The sequence below is a fragment of the Cellvibrio sp. genome (genome assembly GCF_039207905.1).
GTDB lineage: Bacteria > Pseudomonadota > Gammaproteobacteria > Pseudomonadales > Cellvibrionaceae > Cellvibrio.
The window spans coordinates 22,685-42,529 of sequence record NZ_JBCECX010000042.1 but is presented as its reverse complement, the minus strand read 5'-3'; the positions used below and the strand labels follow the sequence as shown (position 1 = coordinate 42,529).

Annotated in this window: 16 protein-coding genes; 5 read left to right on the top strand and 11 right to left on the bottom strand. The window is 48.1% G+C overall.

Annotated features, from left to right (window positions below; all coding sequences use genetic code 11):
• Positions 1-87 precede the first annotated feature (87 nt).
• From coxB to AAGC78_RS18965, 8 genes are all read right to left on the bottom strand, one after another.
• Positions 88-1,248, bottom strand: coding sequence for a cytochrome c oxidase subunit II (gene coxB / locus AAGC78_RS19000; protein WP_435785685.1), 1,161 nt, complete (start codon positions 1,246-1,248; stop codon positions 88-90).
• A gap of 753 nt (positions 1,249-2,001) precedes the next feature.
• The gene (locus AAGC78_RS18995; protein ID WP_435785684.1) at positions 2,002-2,835 is read right to left on the bottom strand and encodes a putative porin; all 834 of its coding nucleotides are present in this window, start codon (positions 2,833-2,835) and stop codon (positions 2,002-2,004) included.
• A gap of 152 nt (positions 2,836-2,987) precedes the next feature.
• Positions 2,988-3,800 (bottom strand): symmetrical bis(5'-nucleosyl)-tetraphosphatase, encoded by an 813-nt coding sequence (locus tag AAGC78_RS18990; protein ID WP_435785683.1) that lies wholly within the window; start codon positions 3,798-3,800, stop codon positions 2,988-2,990.
• Between the two features lie 30 nt (positions 3,801-3,830).
• Positions 3,831-4,199: a Co2+/Mg2+ efflux protein ApaG gene (apaG, locus tag AAGC78_RS18985; protein WP_435785682.1), complete on the bottom strand. Its 369-nt coding sequence runs from the start codon at positions 4,197-4,199 to the stop codon at positions 3,831-3,833.
• A gap of 1 nt (position 4,200) precedes the next feature.
• Entirely contained in the window at positions 4,201-5,040 is an 840-nt protein-coding gene (gene rsmA / locus AAGC78_RS18980) for a 16S rRNA (adenine(1518)-N(6)/adenine(1519)-N(6))-dimethyltransferase RsmA (RefSeq protein ID WP_435785681.1), read from the bottom strand.
• A gap of 13 nt (positions 5,041-5,053) precedes the next feature.
• The gene (gene pdxA, locus AAGC78_RS18975; RefSeq protein WP_435785680.1) at positions 5,054-6,052 is read right to left on the bottom strand and encodes a 4-hydroxythreonine-4-phosphate dehydrogenase PdxA; all 999 of its coding nucleotides are present in this window, start codon (positions 6,050-6,052) and stop codon (positions 5,054-5,056) included.
• Between the two features lie 138 nt (positions 6,053-6,190).
• The gene (locus tag AAGC78_RS18970; RefSeq protein ID WP_435785679.1) at positions 6,191-7,510 is read right to left on the bottom strand and encodes a peptidylprolyl isomerase; all 1,320 of its coding nucleotides are present in this window, start codon (positions 7,508-7,510) and stop codon (positions 6,191-6,193) included.
• Between the two features lie 15 nt (positions 7,511-7,525).
• Positions 7,526-9,973 (bottom strand): LPS-assembly protein LptD, encoded by a 2,448-nt coding sequence (locus AAGC78_RS18965; RefSeq protein ID WP_435785678.1) that lies wholly within the window; start codon positions 9,971-9,973, stop codon positions 7,526-7,528.
• A 291-nt stretch (positions 9,974-10,264) separates the two neighbouring features.
• Here AAGC78_RS18965 and AAGC78_RS18960 point away from each other — a divergent pair, with 291 nt between their 5' ends.
• The 3 genes from AAGC78_RS18960 (at position 10,265) to AAGC78_RS18950 (ending at position 12,988) form a co-directional block, all read left to right on the top strand.
• Positions 10,265-11,344 carry an aminoglycoside phosphotransferase family protein gene (locus tag AAGC78_RS18960; RefSeq protein WP_435785677.1) on the top strand — a complete coding sequence of 360 codons (1,080 nt, stop codon included), beginning with the start codon at positions 10,265-10,267 and terminating at the stop codon, positions 11,342-11,344.
• Positions 11,341-12,030 (top strand): N-acetylmuramate alpha-1-phosphate uridylyltransferase MurU, encoded by a 690-nt coding sequence (gene murU, locus AAGC78_RS18955; protein WP_435785676.1) that lies wholly within the window; start codon positions 11,341-11,343, stop codon positions 12,028-12,030. Before AAGC78_RS18960 ends, murU begins: the two co-directional genes overlap by 4 nt.
• A 76-nt stretch (positions 12,031-12,106) precedes the next feature.
• Positions 12,107-12,988 carry an SPFH domain-containing protein gene (locus AAGC78_RS18950; RefSeq protein ID WP_435785675.1) on the top strand — a complete coding sequence of 294 codons (882 nt, stop codon included), beginning with the start codon at positions 12,107-12,109 and terminating at the stop codon, positions 12,986-12,988.
• A 79-nt stretch (positions 12,989-13,067) separates the two neighbouring features.
• Here AAGC78_RS18950 and AAGC78_RS18945 read toward each other — a convergent pair whose 3' ends face one another.
• The 3 genes from AAGC78_RS18945 to AAGC78_RS18935 form a co-directional block, all read right to left on the bottom strand.
• Positions 13,068-13,748: a hypothetical protein gene (locus AAGC78_RS18945; RefSeq protein ID WP_435785674.1), complete on the bottom strand. Its 681-nt coding sequence runs from the start codon at positions 13,746-13,748 to the stop codon at positions 13,068-13,070.
• Positions 13,749-13,779: 31 nt separating this feature from the next.
• Entirely contained in the window at positions 13,780-15,618 is a 1,839-nt protein-coding gene (locus tag AAGC78_RS18940) for a serine/threonine protein kinase (RefSeq protein WP_435785673.1), read from the bottom strand.
• A gap of 178 nt (positions 15,619-15,796) precedes the next feature.
• Positions 15,797-18,568, bottom strand: coding sequence for a carbohydrate binding domain-containing protein (locus AAGC78_RS18935; protein ID WP_435785672.1), 2,772 nt, complete (start codon positions 18,566-18,568; stop codon positions 15,797-15,799).
• Positions 18,569-18,864: 296 nt separating this feature from the next.
• Between AAGC78_RS18935 and rpsT the strand changes: the two genes are divergently transcribed.
• Both rpsT and maoP read left to right on the top strand, forming a co-directional pair.
• Positions 18,865-19,134 (top strand): 30S ribosomal protein S20, encoded by a 270-nt coding sequence (rpsT, locus tag AAGC78_RS18930; RefSeq protein ID WP_435785671.1) that lies wholly within the window; start codon positions 18,865-18,867, stop codon positions 19,132-19,134.
• A gap of 287 nt (positions 19,135-19,421) precedes the next feature.
• Positions 19,422-19,832, top strand: coding sequence for a DUF413 domain-containing protein (gene maoP, locus AAGC78_RS18925; RefSeq protein WP_435785670.1), 411 nt, complete (start codon positions 19,422-19,424; stop codon positions 19,830-19,832).
• The last annotated feature ends 13 nt before the right edge of the window (positions 19,833-19,845 follow it).

The following is a 19,845-nucleotide window of genomic DNA, read 5'->3' as shown; positions in this document are numbered from 1 at the left end:
CAATCCCCTGGGTTTATGATCGTGCTCATCGGTGTGTGCGTGTTCATTTCCGGCATCGAGGGTGTTGGTATTATCTGCACTCATTATTTATTCCCCTGCTTCTAAAGCGGCGGCAACATCGGACACTTGCACCAACTCGCCAGTATTATTGCCCCAAGCATTACGCTCATAAGTAATTACCGCCGCTAGCTCACTGGTAGTCAGTTGTTTACCGAAAGCTTGCATTGCGGTTGCGGGTTTTCCAAATACCACCATGTGAATATGTGCAGGAATATCTTTGGTTGCAATCACACTACCTTTGAGCGCGGGAATAGCACCGGCCAATCCCTCACCGGAAACCTGGTGGCAAACGGCACAATGGGATTCATACACTTTTTGCCCGAGACTCATTAATTCATCCATGCTTTGGGTTGCCAGTGCCGCAGCTTTTTCTGCCTCTTTTGCCTGGGCTTGTAGCTCGACTTGCTCTGCAGCCCAGCGATCAAAATCTTCTGGAGTTTTTACATCCACCACAATCGGCATAAAACCGTGGTCTTTGCCGCACAGCTCAGCGCATTGGCCGCGATAAATACCGGGCGTATCAACCTTGGTCCAGGTCTCATTAATAAACCCGGGGTTTGCATCCTTTTTGATGGCAAATGCAGGCACCCACCAGGCATGGATCACATCATCAGCAGTAACAAGGAAGCGTATTTTTTTCCCGGTAGGGATAACTAAAGGCTTGTCTACATCGCGCAAATACAATTCGGTTTTTTCTGCCGCATTATTTATTTGTTCACGCGGGGTTGCTAACAGCGAATAAAATTCGATCGGGTATTCCAGATATTTGTAATGCCATTTCCATTGTGATCCGGTAACGAGAATGGTGAGATCGGCTTTTGAAGTATCTTCCATTGCGATCAGTGTTTTACTGGCGGGAATAGCCATAACTATTAGTATGACCACAGGGATGGCAGTCCACAGCAATTCAATTTTTAAACTGCCATGAAATTGTGCAGGTGTTACACCTTTGGATTTTCGATGCCGCACAATCGACCAAAACATCAATCCGAATACGATTAATGCAATAGCGCAGCAAATATAAAAAATCGCCATGTGCAGGTTGTACACCTGATGGCTAATATCGGTTGCACCGCGGGTCATGTTGTATCTTTCTTGCTGTGCTTGCACTGGCCAACTGGTTAACAGCACCACTATCAGGGCCAAATAATTCACCGCACCTATCATGCTGAGCAAATAGCGTTTCACTGCACGACTCCTTTTTTACGGCGTTAATTCTTATGCTTTGGCCTTATGCATTTTTTGCGGAGCGGAATGCACAGATGAACGAGTCCATCCCACGCATTGCGCAGGATTGCAACTTGATCCAACCTACTATTCCCAACAACGACTCACAAAAAGCAACTGGCAAACACGATTGGCAATAGCAACGAAATAACCAGATGACTGGCAATTGATATTGCACATGCTTTTTTAGCAACGCACAGGCGCCGGTAAACACCGGCAAAGGAATCAGGTGAACATATCCAGCAATTCAAACTGGACCACAGGCGCGACCTGACAACAGAAACAGCCAACTGGCTAATAAGAGGGGGACACTTGGGAAAGCCTCAACAAAAAAGCTTTCAACTCCCTGGTCTTTAAAATACAAAGACGCACAGCCAGAACACAGGACGTACCAGATAAAACCGGACACCTCAATTCCAACAACGGCGGGATGCCAAGGTTCCCAGAGAGCGGTTAAGCTAAAAAACGACTGAGAATAAAAAGCTACCCGACGGATTAACTATAAACCCATCGGGTTAAAACGCAAGAAACAACATCAGAACAAACTAATAATAACCCTTTAAAAAATATCCACGATAACTAAATATTTTTATATAACCGAATGCGATCACCTATCTCAAAACAAAAAAACGCCAAGCAGGAACAGCCTTGGCGTTTTATCAACACATTAAACATCCCTATTGCATAAACACAGTAATTTTTTGGAAACTGGCTCTAGAAACGAATAGTACCGCCCAGCATTAAACTGCTTTCATAGTCACCATCGGTATAGGTCAGCTCAGCGCTAATATTATCGGTAAAAAAGTTGCGGGCGCGGACAAAATAATCAGTAGTGCTATCTTCATCGCTGTTGTATGAGACATTCACAAAACCAGCACCAAGACTTAAATTGCGATCCAAATAATAATCTACCGTACCGGTGATGGTATCTTCGGCGTAGCTGATATCGGATTTTTCATAACTGGCTTCAATATTCAACGCCTGCTCACCAGATAGTGGAATAACGTATTTACCATTGATATTCCATTGATCGGATACATCTATATCTTCGGTAAATTCAGTCCACACCAATAACCCGGTAACGGGTGCTACACCGGCTTTTACAAACCAGGTGGAATCCCATTTGGACGAATCGGTACCACCTGCAAAATTGCCCTCTGCTGGCCAGGTGTATTTGGATTTAATTTCATTTACGCCAGCACCTAAATAAAACATAGTATTGGGAATATAAAAATCTACGCCGATTGAACGCTGGTAGATATCAAGACGATCACCCGCTTCTTTAAATTCAAAGTTACCCAAACCTATATAAAGATTACTCGCCTTTTCAATAAAGGCAGCTTCGGCCAGTGGATGATTTTTAGTGTCCACCGGAGAGAAATAATATGTTCCTTCAAGGCCAACAAAATAGCCTTCTTCAGAATCGTTGCTGACATCAATGTCAGCGTAAGCGGCGGATATTTCACTTTGATAGGTTGCAGAAAGTGCGAAAGGTGCAGTTAAAAAACCGGCGGCTGCAATAATGGTAGGCAATAGTTTGATTTTCATAATCTATCCTCTGATAAAAACAACAGCATCTGCATTGATGCTTGAGTTCATACTAGAGGGACAAATTTGAATTTAACCTGAACGATACAGAGCGTTACAAATTGTGTTTATTTGGCAATCAAAACACACAAAAATAAAACAATATTGATTTTTTACGCCAGACAATCGCAATAAAACCAGCGCTCATCTTCCAAGCGCAATGCAGTAAGTGATCCACCCCACACACAACCTGTATCTAACGCATAAGCGTTTTCAACATCGGTGCGGCCTTCAAGCGCTGCCCAATGGCCGAACAGAATTTTATCGGTGTAGGTTTTTCGCTCAGCGAATGAAAACCAAGGGGCAAAACCGCTTGGCGCAGCATCGGCACTTTCTTTGGTTTGCAATTCCAATTCACCGTCCGCACTGCAAAAACGCATGCGTGTAAAATAATTGGTAATGAGTCGCCAGCGATCAACGCCATCAAGATTATCATCCCAGCGCCCGGGCAAATTACCGTACATACCGGCGAGGAAACTTTCGATTTTATCGGTTTGTAAAACGGCTTCTACTTCACGCGAACGTATCAGCGCATCGTGTAAATCCCACTGCGGTGGAATGCCAGCGTGCACCATAGTGAAATTTAAAATGGGATCGTGATGCACCAGTTTTTGGTGCCGCAACCAATACACCAGATCGGCGCAATCAGGTGCGCGCAGCAATTCATCGAGCGTATCGTTTTTACCGCGTTTACGCAGCCCGTAATACACGGCGATAAAATGCAAATCGTGGTTGCCCAATACAATCGTAATGGAGTCGCGCAGGCGATATAAAAAACGCAGGGTTGCCAAGGTATCCGGCCCGCGATTAATTAAATCGCCCGCGAGCCAGAGTTTATCTTTGATTGGATTAAATTCGATTTCTTTTAACAGGCATTGCAGGGGTTCAAGACAGCCTTGTATATCACCAATTGCGTAGGTTGCCATATCAATACCTGTAAAAACGATTGGACTGGATTAGTGAATCGCGTGCGGGGGAACTAATGCAAAAGTGGGGATCGCTGCATCAAACATAGCGCCATCATCAGCACGCATATGATAAGTACCCTCCATAATACCGGTTTCCGTTTCCAAAATAACGCCACTGGTGTAAGTGTAACTCTCACCCGGTTTAATATGTGGCTGTTCACCCACCACCCCCATGCCCTGCACTTCTTGCAGTTTTTCATTGGCATCGGTGATGCGCCAATGGCGACTGATTAGTTGCGCTGGCTCCGCACTTTTATTGGCGATGGTGATGGTATAGCTGTACACATAGCGATGTTCAAGTGGTACAGATTGCGCTTCAATATAATTAGTGCGCACCAGAACCTGGATATCCGACATTTTAATCTGCCTCTTTCAGCGTTTGGCCATTAAGCGATAACTCACCGAGCAAATTACTCATTGCTACATATTCAGGCAAGCTGATTTCTTCCGGGCGTAATTGTAAATCAACCGGCAAGCTTTCCATTTGCTCTGCGGTCAGTAATTGTTTGAGTGAATTGCGCAGCGTTTTGCGGCGCTGTTGGAACGCAACATTCACTAACGTCTCCAAACTTTTCACGTTGTTGGCAACATGCGGTAGAGTTTCGTATGGAGTCAAACGCACAATCGCTGAATCGACTTTAGGTGCAGGGTCGAATGACGTTGGCGGTACATCAAACAAATCCTCTACTGCACAATAATATTGCACCATGATCCCCAAGCGGCCGTATGCACTATCGCCCGGTTGCGCGGCCATGCGTTTTACTACTTCTTTTTGCAGCATAAAGTGCATGTCTTGCACGCGATTAGCATAAGTCAGCAGATGGAAAATCAACGGCGTTGAGATGTTATAGGGCAGATTGCCCACAATACGCAACGGCTGGCCATTTTTAATTAATTGCGCAAAATCAAATTGCAGAGCATCAGCCTGGAATAATTGGAAATTAGGATGCCTCTCAAATTTCACTTTTAACCAGGGCACTAGATCACGATCCAATTCAATCACACTGAGATTGTCACAGCTATCAGCCAGCAATTGGGTAATCGCTCCCTTACCTGGCCCGATCTCGACAATCAGATCATTTTTTTGTGGATGCACTGAGCGAACTATGTCACGGATGATGCCGTGATCGATCAAAAAGTTTTGCCCAAACCGTTTGCGCGCTTTGTGTTGTGACTCTTGGTTAAGATTTTTTTTCATGAACAATTTCCACTTAGTTGCGCGCGTGTTTCGCTTGCACCATTGCCAGTGCGTAGCTCAATGCAGTGCGAAGACTGCCCAAATCGGCTTTGCCGGTTGCTGCCAAATCCAGCGCCGTACCGTGATCGACAGAGGTGCGGATAATCGGCAAGCCGAGCGTAATATTTACCGCCTGACCGAAGCCTTTGTATTTTAAAACCGGCAACCCCTGATCGTGATACATAGCGAGCACAGCGTCGGCATGATCAAGGTATTTTGGGGTGAACAAGGTATCGGCAGGCAGTGGGCCAATCAAATTCATGCCACGTGCACGCAGTTTTTCCAGCACCGGCTCTATCACCTCGATTTCTTCACGCCCGAGATGACCGCCCTCACCCGCATGAGGATTTAATCCGCACACCAAAATACGCGGCTCGGCGATACCAAATTGCACTTGCATATCGCGATGCAAAATTTCCGTTACCTGCGTAAGTTCGTCGTCGGTGATGGCTGCCGCTACATCTTTTAATGGTAAATGAGTAGTGGCGAGTGCAACACGCAGGCCTTCAGTGGCGAGCATCATCACGACTTTTTCGGTATTGGTTTTCTCGGCAAGATATTCGGTGTGGCCACTAAAGGCGATACCCGCATCGTTGATAATACTTTTTTGTACGGGGCCGGTAACCAGCGCCGCAAATTGCCCACTGACACAGCCAGCAATTGCCGCATCAAGCGTGCGCAAAATATAGGGCGCATTTTTAACATTCAATTTGCCCGGCTCAGCTGCTTCAGCAAGCGCAACTGGCAGCACGGCAAGTTCACCGGCTAGCGTAGGTCGCGGTGCATCTTGCAGGTTAACTTCACGCAGTGTTAGCGGATAGCCAAGCTGCTGCGCGCGTGCGCGCAATAAATCCGGATCGGCAATAGCAACAATTTCATGTTGCTGCGCTTGTTGCGCATGAGTGATAACCAAATCCGGGCCTATACCAACCGGCTCACCGGGCGTAAGCGCAATTCGATAACAGGAGGTCATAGTGGTCTGAGCCTGAAACAATACACGGGAGAAAAATACACGATAAAAATGCAGTATCCAAATGCACAGCGGCTAAAAACAAATTGCGCTATGTTTTAACGCAATTCATTTTTAGCCGCCGCGGGCAAGAAAGCTAACTTAGAGTTTGATTTCGACGTAAGCCTCTTCGCGGATTTGCGTCAACCAAAGTTGGAATTCTTCATCAAAACGACGTGAACGCAAAACGTTAGCCGCTTGATTGCGCTTCATTTTATCGCTCATGTCTTCTTTACGACGCTCAATCACTTGCAAAATGTGCCAGCCAAATTGACTTTTGAACGGACGACTAATGCTGCCGATAGAGGTGTTTCTCATTGCCTCTTCAAATTCCGCCACGAACATACCGGGAGTTGACCAACCCAGATCACCGCCGCTCAGCATAGAGCCGGTATCCTCTGAATTTTCACGTGCGAGCTTAGCGAAATCTTCACCCTTTTCAATTCGGGCTTTCAGGGCGAGTAATTTTTCGCGCGCCTGTGCATCATCCATAATTTCCGATGTCTTCACCAGAATATGGCGTGCGTGAGTTTGATCAATCAATTGCTCACCACCACCGCGCTGCTCAATATTTTTCAGGATATGGAAACCGGCACCGCTGCGGAAAGGTTTGGACACTTGCCCTACCACCAGATTAGCCATTTGGTTGCCAAACAACTCTGGCAATTGCGCCAGCTTACGCCAACCTATATCACCACCTTGCAGTGCGGCTTGGTCATTGGAGAAACTGATCGCCATTTGCGAGAAATCGCTGCCCGCCTGCAATTTTTGGTAAATATCATTCGCCTGCTTTTCCGCTGCTGCAACAGCGTCGGCATCGGCACTGCTCGATACTGCAATCAGAATATGGCCGATGTGGAAGTCCGGTGAAGTCGCATATTTGCCGTCGCTGGAAGCGAGGAAGTTATTGATATCCTGATCAGTCACTTTGATACGGCTATTCACAATGCCTTGCTGCAAATTACTGATAGTCAGCTCATTGCGCATTTGTTTACGCAGGCCATTGAGGTCAAGCCCCTGACGCTTAAGGTCGGCTTCCAACTGCGCCAGCGTAATTTGGTTTTTTTGCAGGACACGACCAATTGCCTGATCGATTTCTGCTTCATCTACTTTGATTTCGTATCGCTCAGCCATCGCCAATTCAATACGCTCGATAATCAATTGTTCCAGGATTTGTTTGTTGAGCACATCTTCCGGTGGCAATTGTTGATATTGACCACGCAAACGATCCAATACCGACGCTTTACGATCATTCAACTCACTTTCCAGCACCACATCTTTATCCACAATCGCAACCACGCGATCCAGTGACACCGCCGTGCTTTGGGCAAAGCTGAGCTGACTGGCAGTTAATACCAAACCGCTCAGTAATAATGTCCAGCCCATGCGCAATGACTGTGGCTTGTTTTGGTTCTTACTCATAATTCGATCACTGTTTTATTGTAGAGATTTTTCACGCTCGCCGTAGCCAAACATGGCTTTGTCGAGCAGGTTGCTAATACGTTGACTTAGACTGCCGAAGCCGCGCAATTGAATTTCGATAAAAACCCCACGGTCATAATCATCACTGTTGAGGTTTTCCATAAAGTCGGGACTGAAGTCGAAATCCACCCACTGCCGTGCGAGAACGCGGACACGGTAGCAGCAATCGGTGTATTCGAGCCCGGCAAAGGTATCGAGTTCCGCATTGTATGTAAAATCGTAGTTGGCACGGGCAATTAGTGCCCATTGGTCAGAGACTGGCCAGATTGTGGTGAAGTCTACTTGATTAAGATTTTGACCAATGCTCGGGGCGGTTTCCAATGGGCTGAGCGATACCGGATCGCGGCTGTAGCGATATCCCAGATTGAGAATGCGGTATTGCTCGTCCATGTAGTGCAAGCTGGTGCTGACAGTGTTTACATGGTCTTGCTGATGGTCGTAGAGCAAATCATTGGTAATACGTAGATGGTCACCAATCTGCGCACTCACTTGGGTCGCAATCGCTGAACTACTACGGGTGTTTGCGTAGGCATCATCGTCATTGAGAATACTGACTTCGCGATCTTCAAAATAGATGATCTGGCCTGCACTCATCCGCAAACGCTCAATGCCGGTATCTGACTCGACATAGCGGCTAGTCAAACCCAATGTGAGATGGTTGGTGTCGTCGATACGGTCGCCACCGGAAAAACGTGAATCGCGGAACAATTGGTCGTAGGTGAACACCAGATCCGAAGTATCAAAGTTGACATAACTGGCGGCTGAGGTCAGGCCGTAAAGCTCGTCCTGGTTTTCGTAATCGCGGTACAGATAAAAGGCACGTGGCTCAAGGGTTTGGATAAACGCATCGCCAAACATGGAAGTATCGCGCTCAAAAAACAATCCCATATCCAGCGAGCCTTGCGGCGCAGCGTATTGCTGGCTGCTGTCTACATCGGCGCGCATATTGGTCGCTTCCAACTCGTACCCAAGGGTTTTTACACCCACACCGGGTTTGATATAACCCTGGGTAAACTCTTTATCCCAGGTCAATTTGTAGTTGGTGCGCACCCGCTCACCGGTAATCAGGTCAGCTTTGTAGAGTGCGTTGGCGGGATCTTCTTCAAAATAACGGTTCATGCTGAAGTTGGTGTACTCATTGTCCAACTCAAGCAGCCAATCGCTAACGCGGTATTGGCCATCCGCATGCAAACGCGGCAACTCGCGATAAGGCAATTGGGTGCTGGTCAGCAAGCGGAACTCTTCTGCTTTTGCACCAAACTGCCAGTTCTCACTCGCATAACCGGCGGCAACGCGCTGGCGAATATAAGCCTGACGATTGAGGTCAACCGCACTGCCATCTACATCGCGCAGGTAATCGGTATCGCTGACATCGGTGTAATCGACTTCGGTCGACCAGCGCTGGTTGCGCCCACCGGTTTGCAGCACATTGTATTGCCAGCGATCTTTGCCGCGATAACGGTCATCGATCACATCATCATCACGGCCAGTATCGCCACTGCGATCATTGTTCAGCACGCTGCCGCTCAACTCGGTATCGAAATACGACGACATGTGGCGCAACTCGGTCGCCAACATATAGCCATGATCCGACAAATAGCGGGGCGTGAAAGTCGCGTCGTAATTGGGTGCGATATTCCAATAGAAAGGTGCAGAAAACTCACCGATACCATCGGATTGATCAAGCCCAACCGATGGAAACAAGAAACCGGTCAGGCGATCAGGGCCAATCGGGAAACGGAAATAAGGCGCATAGGCAACCGGAATATCCTTGATATGCAGACGCATATGCTTGGCGGTGCCGTAATGCTTGTCGTTGTGCAGGGTGATATTGGAGCCTTCAATTGACCAGGTATTATCGCCCGGCTCACAACTGGTGAAGGTGCCTTGATCGAGACGAATTATGGCATCGCCAAATTTCTCCAAGCTTCCTGCACGCCCACGCACACGGGTTTCGTACAGCACGAAACGGGCGTTATCCAAACGGGCATCACCGGTATTGGTATCGACATAAGCGTGATCCGCACGCAACAACAGGCCCGGTTCGCGCACCTGGATATTGCCATCCAGCTCTGCCTCGCGGGTGCCTTTATCAAAGGTAAAAGTATCGGCACGGAATGATCTGCGCCCCTGAGTCAGGTGCACATCATTGCGCATGATGAATTTGGTCTGCTTCTCCGCTTCCGAATAATCAGCTGTACCGAAAATGTTGGCCGTTTCCGGATCCATCTCCGCTTCAGCATCATCGCGCGGTGGCGCGACATAGGCACCGCAACAAGAGGTCGGTATCTTTGCTTTCTGCTCTTCAGTCAGCTCTTCGAGCGGAATCCAGTCCAGCTCGCGCAATTCGTCATTAGGATCTTTATTAACGGTAACTGCCGCATCCACCGCCCAGGAAGACAAGGGGGACGCCAGTAATATGCCCGCGCATTGAGCTGCTACGCACAGGGCAAGGCGGGAGCGAAGGAATTTACTGCGCAGGTTCTGTTTGGAATGATGTTGGTTTGGAGCCATTAACCGCGGTCTCAAATAGGCGCGCCATGCGTATGCCGCCGAAAAAATTGCAGCGATTCTACTGTAAAGCGACTGTACTGGGAATGAATTGGGGGAAATCACCTGCCTGGGTTAGAATTCGGGCATCAAGACAACCAGGCGCCAAGCCCGGCCAATAACTAACCTGATCGCGGAATCTGCATGACCAGCCCCCAATCCCCGTTGAATCCTGATGCGGCATCATCGCCAATTGACACCAGGAAGTTAGCACTTGCAAACTGGGTAACCCAGAATACATCTGAACACGAACATCCTATAGAGTTGCATAGCTTGGGAAGTGATGCAGGTTTTCGCCGCTACTTCCGCTATCAAACTCCATCGCAATGGCTGGCGGTCGATGCACCACCGGCAACTGAGGATACCCAGCAATTTCTCGCTATCGCCCGCTTTATGGCGCAGCAAGGTGTGCGTAGCCCGGCGATCCCCGCAGCGGATGCCACCCAGGGTTTCTTGTTAGTAGAGGATTTTGGTGATCGCCTGTTCTTCCGCGAAGCGACCAGCGATACCGCCGATGCGCTCTACCAACAAGCCATGAATACTCTACTGCAACTCCACCGCAGTCAGGACGATAGCGCACTTATACCGCGTTACGATCGCGCCCTGTTACGCCGCGAGCTGGAGATTTTTAGCGAGTGGTTTGTCGGTAATTTGTTGGGATATCCCCTCAGCGACACCGAACAGCAAATGCTCAATACCCTTTTCAACCAGCTTGAAGACAGTGCCCTCGCCCAGCCACAAACTTTTGTGCATCGCGACTATCACTCACGCAACCTGTTATTGCTCACCGACAATTCCCTAGGCGTAATTGATTTTCAGGGCGCACTCTGGGGCGGGGTTACTTACGATCTGGTATCGCTGCTGCGCGACTGTTATCTGCGCTGGCCATCCGATCAGGTCAATCGCTGGGCGCTCGACTATCGCACCAAAGCCATCAGCGCCGGCATTATTCCTGCCGTAAGCGAAGCAGAATTTTTGCGCTGGTTTGATTTGCTTGGCCTACAGCGACATATAAAAGTGCTCGGCATTTTTGCGCGCCTGTGTTTGCGCGATAACAAAACCGGCTATCTCAACGACCTGCCATTAGTGATTCGCTACACCCTGGAAGTGGCCGAACAATATCCTGAACTGCAGGCGTTCGCCGATTGGTTCAAGCAACGTTTATTGCCGCTCGCTGAACAACAATCCTGGTATCAGGATTACCGCACGGCGGGCGATCAATGAAAGCAATGATTCTCGCCGCCGGGCTCGGCAACCGCATGCGCCCACTCACCGATCACTTGCCAAAACCGCTATTACAAGCAGGTGGTAAATCATTGATCGCATACCACCTGGAAAATTTGCAGCGAGCCGGTATCCACGAGGTCATTATCAACCTCGCTTATCTCGGCGAAAAAATTCGCGCGCAACTGGGCGATGGAAAACAATTCGGCCTGGAGATTATTTATTCCACCGAGCCGGAGCCATTGGAAACAGGCGGTGCAATTTTGCATGCGCTGGAGCTACTCGGCACAGAACCTTTTTTATTGGTGAATGGCGATGTTTGGTGCGATCTGGACTTTACGCAATTCATTCAACATCCGTTTGTAGAAAACCAACTCGGTCACCTGCTGTTGGTACCCAATCCCGATTTTCATCCGCTCGGCGATTTTGCACTGGATAATCACAGCCATTTAATTGATGATCCCGATAAAACGCATCCACAGCGTTTTACCTTCGGTGGAATCAGTTTATTGAGCCCTGAATTGATTGCAGGCTATCCAGACAAGCGCCAAAAATTTCCGCTGGTAGAAGTACTGCGCCGCGCGATCAGTAACGGGCAACTAACCGGACAACTACATCAAGGCCATTGGAGTGATGTGGGCACACCCGCACGACTGCAGGAGTTGGAAGATTATTTATCCCGTTGAAAAACACCATTAACAACTGAATTACCAACAAAACCGGACACTCAAAACAATAGCTAAACACACAAAAGGACGCACCATGTTAAAAACCGATTTCAGCTCACCCAACCCAATCAGTGCAAAAAGAATTATCCCGGTAATAATTGTTATTTTTATTCTCACCGTGCTCTACGGCAGCTGGTATACCGTTGACCAAGGTGAGCGCGGTGTACATTTGCGCAACGGCAAAATTATCGGCACAGCATCACCGGGTTTGGGATTTAAAGTTCCGCTAATCGATACGGTTGTGAAAATTTCGGTCCAAACACACACTGCAAGCTACAAAGATCTGCAAGCCTATAGCCGCGACCAACAACCAGCTACGCTTAATGCATCGGTAACCTTTAGCGTACCGGCCGACAAAGTGGAAGAAGTGTACGAGAACTTTAAAAGTGTCGAGGCAATGATTGCACGTCTGGTTGATCGTCAGGTCCCCACGCAAGTGGAAAACATTTTCGGTAGATACACGGCAATTTCTGTTGTGCAGGAACGGATCAAATTCGGCCTTGATGTTACCGATGCAATCACCAAATCCATTAATGGCCCCATCGTGATTAACTCGGTGCAAATTGAAAATATCGACTTCAGTGCAGCCTATGAAAAATCCGTAGAAGACCGTATGCGTGCAGAAGTTGAAGTGCAGACACAAAAGCAAAATCTGGAAAAAGAGCGCGTCACCGCGCAGATCGCTGTAACACAAGCGCAAGCAGAAGCGGACTCACAACTTGCTCGCTCGAAAGCAGAAGCGGAAAGTATCCGTATTAAAGGCGATGCTGAAGCCTCTGCAATTAAAAGCCGCGCTGAAGCACTCGCTCAAAACCAGAACTTGATTGAGCTGACTAAAGCGGAAAAATGGAACGGGCAACTGCCGACGACTATGCTGCCGAATGGCACACTGCCATTTTTTAACACCAACAAATAAACACTCAGTACCAATTAAAAAGGGCGCTAAAAATAGCGCCCTTTTTATTTTCAACCGATGCTATCTTCCTGCCACAAAATCATCTCATCGCAACCAGTTGCATTACGCCGGCTGGATTCACCTGCAATACCAATTGAATATCGTTGTTTGCAGTATTAACTACTTTGCCATTTAACAACAGTTCGGTTTTTATCGGGTAAACGCCTTGCGGCAATCCCTCTGGCAAGGTGAATGAAAACTCATTTTGATAGCGTCCGCCCTGCTTGGATTTTTCATTGACTGGTTTGGTGAAGTTTTTTAATTCTTTGGTGTTATCTTCATTGTCATAGATGGCAATGCGTTCTTCTATCAATGCTGTTTTTTGTTGGGTGCCCGGCACCACGACTATATCTGACTGAATAATTACCTCTTGCCCGGGCGATACCACATTACCTGGCAGGGTTTTGGTTTGGTATTCAGTTGCAATGGGTTCTGCAGGCAAGTTTTGGTTTTTGGTTTTGTACTCTTCAGCTACTTGCTCTTCCTTAGCAATTCGCTCTGAGCGATAGTTGATAATCATTTTGGTGATCAAGGTTACCGCTACTGCGACGGCGGCAACACGTGCTGCTGCCTTTAAGCGTTCGCGGTTTTTGCAGCCTTGATCATTACTTTTACACTTATGTGAACGATCAATATTGTCCTTCAGATCCCCAAGGCTAAATGCCGCCACCGGATTTACCAACGCAAACGCTATGATCGCAACCAATAATCTGGATTTCATATGACCCGCCCCAAGAAGGTTATTTATTTCATTATTTAATAGTAAAGCCCGTTTCTTTCAATTTGCGCTGGGTTTCCTGTGCCCGGTTTTTTAAGGCTGCGGCCGGCTGATAACCTTCATCAAGATCCAACACCGACTCCGCTTTAGCGATTGCGCAGGAATAGTTTTTCTTTTCCATACAACTATTAGCATCAGCCATCAGCTTGTTAATTCTTCCTGTCAGCCCTTTCGCCTGGTTTTGTGCGAGAGTAGCCGCTTGTTTGACTTCAATCGCCGAGGCATTTGCTGCGTCTTGCTCCAGAACAGTATTGGTATTGCTCAGCGCGCAGGTGTAATCCTTATTCAATAAACAGTTTTGTGCACTCGCCAATGCAGAAGCAATCAGCTGTTGCTTCTGCGCAGAAGATTGGGCTTGCTGCGCACGCGCTACACTCAACGCCTCGTGGAAACTAACCACATGGGAATTGTGTACGCCTATGGCTTCCGCTTTTTGCAGGAATAAAGCAGCGCAATCCAGATCCTGTTGCAGCAAACATTGCTGCGCTTCGGCGATAAGTTCTCGCACCCGTTCATCATTCATCCTCTGCTCTTTTGCCTTTTGTGCCGCTTCCAGCAATTGCATTGCAACGCTATTCAGTGGATCAAGATTGGTAGCCACCAAACTCTGCTCGATAGTGCAATCAAAATCCTGCGATGCAAAACAGGTTTGCGCCGCCGTGATTTTTTCTGCAATGGTTTTTTGCAAATGCTGTGACGCTTGATGCTGGCTATATCCAAACCAACCAGCTCCCGCCAATGATACTAATGAAAATCCAAACACCGCTGTGAATAACAGCGGATTGCGTTTGGGAAATAACTCATCCGCAAACTGCGAAATTGTTTGATAGCGCTCAGCCTTTACAGGTGTAAGCGCACGGCTCAACACTCGCCACTCACGCAGGCTTAAACAATCCAACCGCTTGGGTTGAAATTTTTGCTCAAACGCATATAAAGCCGAACGATTACTGTAAGGATGGCGCCCCGCCAGCATTTCATAGACCACACAGGCAAGTGCGTAAACATCATCACTAAAACCAAGCGGTTCATCTTTTACCATCTCGATAGTGGCATAAGCGGGTGTGAGTGCACCTAATTGCCCGGCATCAAATTTATGTTTTTGGACTTCTTTAGAAGTAGCGCGGGCGATACCGAAATCCAATACTTTTGCATTGCCATCGGTGTTAACAAAAATATTGCCCGGTTTGAAATCAGCGTGGATTAAATGGCGCTGGTGCGCATAGGCAAGTGCGGCACACAAGTCGCGCGTGATTTTCCACACCTTCTCTTTCGCAAGCCCTTTGCCTTGCCGGCCTTTGATAAGCTGATCCAACGGCTGACCTTCCAGCAACTCCATGGTCATAAACAGCGTATCACCGTCGCGATCAAAATCGTGCACCGTGACTATGTTCGGGTGCGCGAGTGTTTGCGATTTTGCTGTTTCTTGCTGCAGGGTAACAAATGCATCGGGGTGATCTTTAAAATCCTGGTTAAGGACTTTAGTGGCGATGTAAGGATTAGGATCTTCTGCTTCAACTTTGCGTAAATCTTTAGTTTTGTAGACGGTGCCCATACCGCCATGCCCCAAAACATCTTCCAATAAAAAGCGCTTTTTCAGCAGCGTGCCTTTGCCGCTTTGGGATTGCTTGACCAGCTCGCGCGCTTGCGCAAAACCGGCGGAGTGATTGTGTGGGGCGCTGTACTGGGTGAATTGAGTGGCGTTTTGGGCAGGAACAGGTTCGTCACCACCGCGAATGGTAGTGGGATTAGCACCATCCTGGTTTGATTGGTCTTGACCGGATTCATCCTCGCCCGATTGTTTGTGAGTCGCCACGCAAAAAATCCCCTACCGGTTTCAACCTTGATCGCTGGCGTCGATATTATCATGATGCATCAATAAAACCGCAGGGATTTACACAGAATACAGCGCCACCCCCGCAGGCAAAATATCAGATAAAAACAACCCCGCGTTCTGCTACCAAAACGCGGGGTGAAAAAATCGCAATGGCAAACTAATTCGCCGCGCTCACCTCAATCTCATACCACAAACTGGCGGTCGCCCCATTCAAGATCAACTGCGCCTTGCCTGCGTTATCGGTTACACCCAACTCGCCCTTGCGCTGACCGGTTTCATCCAGTACCCACACTTTGGTTCGTGCACTGGCGAAGGGCAACTCGATAGTAACCGGAATCACTTCTACCAAGGTCGGGCTGCGGCCCCATTGGGTACCGACTGAATTTTTCGCCGCACTTTTCCATTGCATATTGGTGTTTTCAGCATCGCCCGTTGCCACCACTAAAATTCGCGCGGCTGCATTTGTATCTATAAAATTTCCGCTCACTGCCGTCAGTGAAACCGTTGCCCAGTTGCGCGTAGTCGTGGCAACCTTAATATTGACGTTACCTAACTGCTGCGCGCGATTGCTGATAAAACCAATCACCGATTTCGTCTTACTGGTATTCACGGTAACCACACCTTGGTTCGCGACATCCAGATTCCACTGTAATTCGCCAGTATCAGCCACCATTGTTTTAGCTGTTGATGCCACCGGGGCAGTAGTTTGCCCCTGCGGAGTTGCGCTTACATCCAGAGCAAAACGTTTAGTGAGCGGCACATCATTGGGGACATTCAAATGCGAGCCATTGGCGATATTCCATGCACCGCCTTTGCTGGCAAGAATATCCAGTTCAGTTGCAGGATCAAAATTCATTAACAGTTGACTTTGCGCTGCCGCCACATCACCGCGACGGAAAATAGTTGCAGCGATTAACATGTTCGCCATTTTAGTTGGATGCGCATTCATACTGAAAAAATCGTTAAAAAATCCTGCGTTCCAATTGTCATTTTCTGCAGCATCATAGGCAAACATCATAATGCCGTCCCAATCTTGTAACGCGCCATAAGCAGCAACCAATAATGGTCCTTCACTACCAAAAGAATTGGGTGATGAGTGCTGATATTCAGAAATAGTAAATGGCAATCCGTGAATACGCTGCTTCGCTAAACCGGTGAGCGTGTTATTAAAGGTATTCACCATCGATTGGTTTTCTACCGTCCACTCCACTGCATTCCAATCGGCAGTGGGGAATACCGGGTGCTGCCAGTAAGCGTGCGCATCGGCAAAATCAAATTGTTTATGTGTGCCGGGCGGCGTATTCATAATTGCCGTTCCCGTCACCAAACCGCGATATGACAAACCAGTTTTAATGTGGCTGTTCATATCGGCCCAATAAGCGGTTTCCAACTCACGTAAAAATGCCACCCAATCTTTATTGCGCCCATCGGTATAACCTTCAGCGCGCAAGTTGTTGCTGATATTTTTTGCAGCAAGACTTTCTCCGGCGGGTAATTTGCCAATCACACCACCGCTTTTAAAACTCACATTAGCTAAATAAACAGTCGCCAACTGGTTGCCAAAACCGTTGAAATTAATACGCACATTGTTATCACTTTGACGAGCGATAAATTGCACCTCGATATAATGCCAAGCAGTAGCGATATCGTAATTGCGCGCTTCCAAAGTCGCCCAAGGATCGTATGCTTGCCCCACAGCAACACCGAGGGTGCGACTGCTATCGGCTTTAGCCCAAAAACCCAGTGTGTAGAGCTGGTCTTTAACAATTACCAAATTGCTTTGGTTGAGCTGCACATTCCAGCTTGCCGATCCTGCTTGCGTCACTTTTATTTGCGCACCGGTGCGGCCATCAAAACTGCCGGTTGTTGCGCTGGCTTTTGCCGTGTCGTGCTGCTCAAGATTCCAACTGCTGATGCCGTCGGAAAAATTATTGTTAACCAGCTTTTCTGCACCCAGTGGCTCATCGACTGCGCCCCACGCAGATTCAAGCTCAGCTGCTGTCGTATATTTGGCTGCAAGCCAATTGTTCCACTTGCTATTTAATTGCGTGCGAAATACCTGCGGCCATTTATCAATGGAGCCATCAAAATATTGCTGGAAAATGCCGTTCTCGTTATTGATCTCGACAAATGCAACAGCGGGGTCCTCGGCGTAAGTTAAATTGGTGTAGGGATTTTTATGGCTGATTAATAAAGTCGCATATTCTTTTTCAAGCGAACGAAAAGCGTCATTTACATAACCCAGCACGTGGGATTGTTTCCAGCTGAGCTGGCTGATTTCTGCAGGTAAACCATCGGCAGCGGAGAACTCACGTGAATTAAGCAAATTCAAATTGGTGTAGATGCCGTTAAGTTTTAATTGGTAGATGAAGTAATCCAACTTATCGAGATTTTCTGCATCCAGGGTACGACTGGTACCAGCGGCATAATTGATAATGCTTTTGCCTCCGAAGTGGTTATCCATATGATGAAAGCGCACCAGATTCACCCCAAATTTCGCCAACCGTTTAGCAACCTTCTCTGCATTCGCCTTGGAGGTCACGGTAGAACTCGCAGTGATGTTGACGCCAAGGAAACGAATTCGCTCATCGCCCGCAACAAAATGCCCCTGCGCATTGGTTTTGACAGCACCGAACTTCCCGGCAGGCAGATGATTGAGCTGCTCCCCAAAATTGGTGATGCCACCGCTGGCATCGTCAAACGGCAGGACAAAGGGCACCATCTGATTGGCGGTCACACCAACAGAACTGGCCACAGACGAGGGAGTAGATGAGCTAGCCACAACCGAAGATGCAACCACTGAACTGGCCTGCAAGGAGCTGGCGGCGTTGGATGTACCACCTCCGGAGGTCTTTCCGCCCCCGCCCCCGCCACCACTGCCGCAACCAGCCAGGAACAGGATAGATAGAGGAATAAGGAGGTACTTCATCGGATAGGCTCCACTTAAAGGTCGTTATATTTATGATTAGCCCAAAGTGTATCCAGTATTGCGGTTTTGGCGCCCGATTGAGCGTGTAAACATATGCAAATAGTCACCCAAACCACCAGACAGGAACCGCCCAAATAACAACCGGCCGTTTATCGCCGCCTGACCATAAAAGGGGTGCATCTTTGGTTGACAAACCAATCGAACACGGCATAATGTCGCGTCCTTGAATCCCGACCCTATTTTTCGGGTGTTTAATCCAGAATTTATCCTTTATCTAGAATCACAGGAGCACTAAGGTGGCAAATACACCCCAAGCCAAAAAACGCGCGCGTCAAAATGAAAAAGCTCGCAAGCACAACGCAAGCATGCGCTCTATGGGGCGTACTTACCTCAAGAAAGTGCTTGCCGCTATCGCTACTGGCGATAAAGCAGCTGCCCAAACTGCTTATGTTTCAGCTGTATCAGTGATCGACCGTATCGCTGACAAAGGCCTGATCCACAAGAACAAGGCTGCTCGTCATAAGAGCCGTTTGAACGCCAAGATCAAAGCATTGGCAGCTGCCTAATTGCTCATCTGGTTTCAAGCGTGAAAACCGGCTCAGGCCGGTTTTTTTATGCCTGCAATTTACCCAAGCTGGCGACATAGGCACCACAAAGCACAACTTTAGCTCTATACACTGTCACAAAAACAGATTATCTTCGGCAGCAACTTTTGCTCGGAAGGCTTTTCCGGCATAACAAAAAGAGAGCTGGGCTTGGGGCGGTATCAACCTGCAGACAATCCACAACAAGGACGCGGTTGTTTACAGTTAGCGCCAGTCCCCGAAGCACATACTAATAATGGAGATACTTTATGCTGCCGCGCGACCACTATCTGAAACAAACTTTTCAGGATGCTATTAATTTCCCCGATGGTTTTGAAAAAGGTGGCCTTTCTGATATTCAGGCTCGCCTTATTCGCAAGCAAGGCGTTCTGGTTAATGCTTTGATGATGGAAGAAGTATCTGATGCTACGGCCGATGACCAACACATCCTCAAAGTCATCGCCAACCAAAGCGCCCCTAAAAGTCCAATCGAGCAAGCCTGGGTCAAATACCTCTCCATCGTAAAAACCCGTCAAGCCGCTGCACCAGCCAAAACCAGCAAAGCAAAGGCAACCAAAGCAAAAGCCGCCGAACCTGCTGAAGAAGAAACCAAAGCAGCCGCACCGGCAGCAAAACCGGCTAAAGCCAAAGCCCCTAAGAAAACCGCAAAAACAGATTAATGAACCGGTAAGG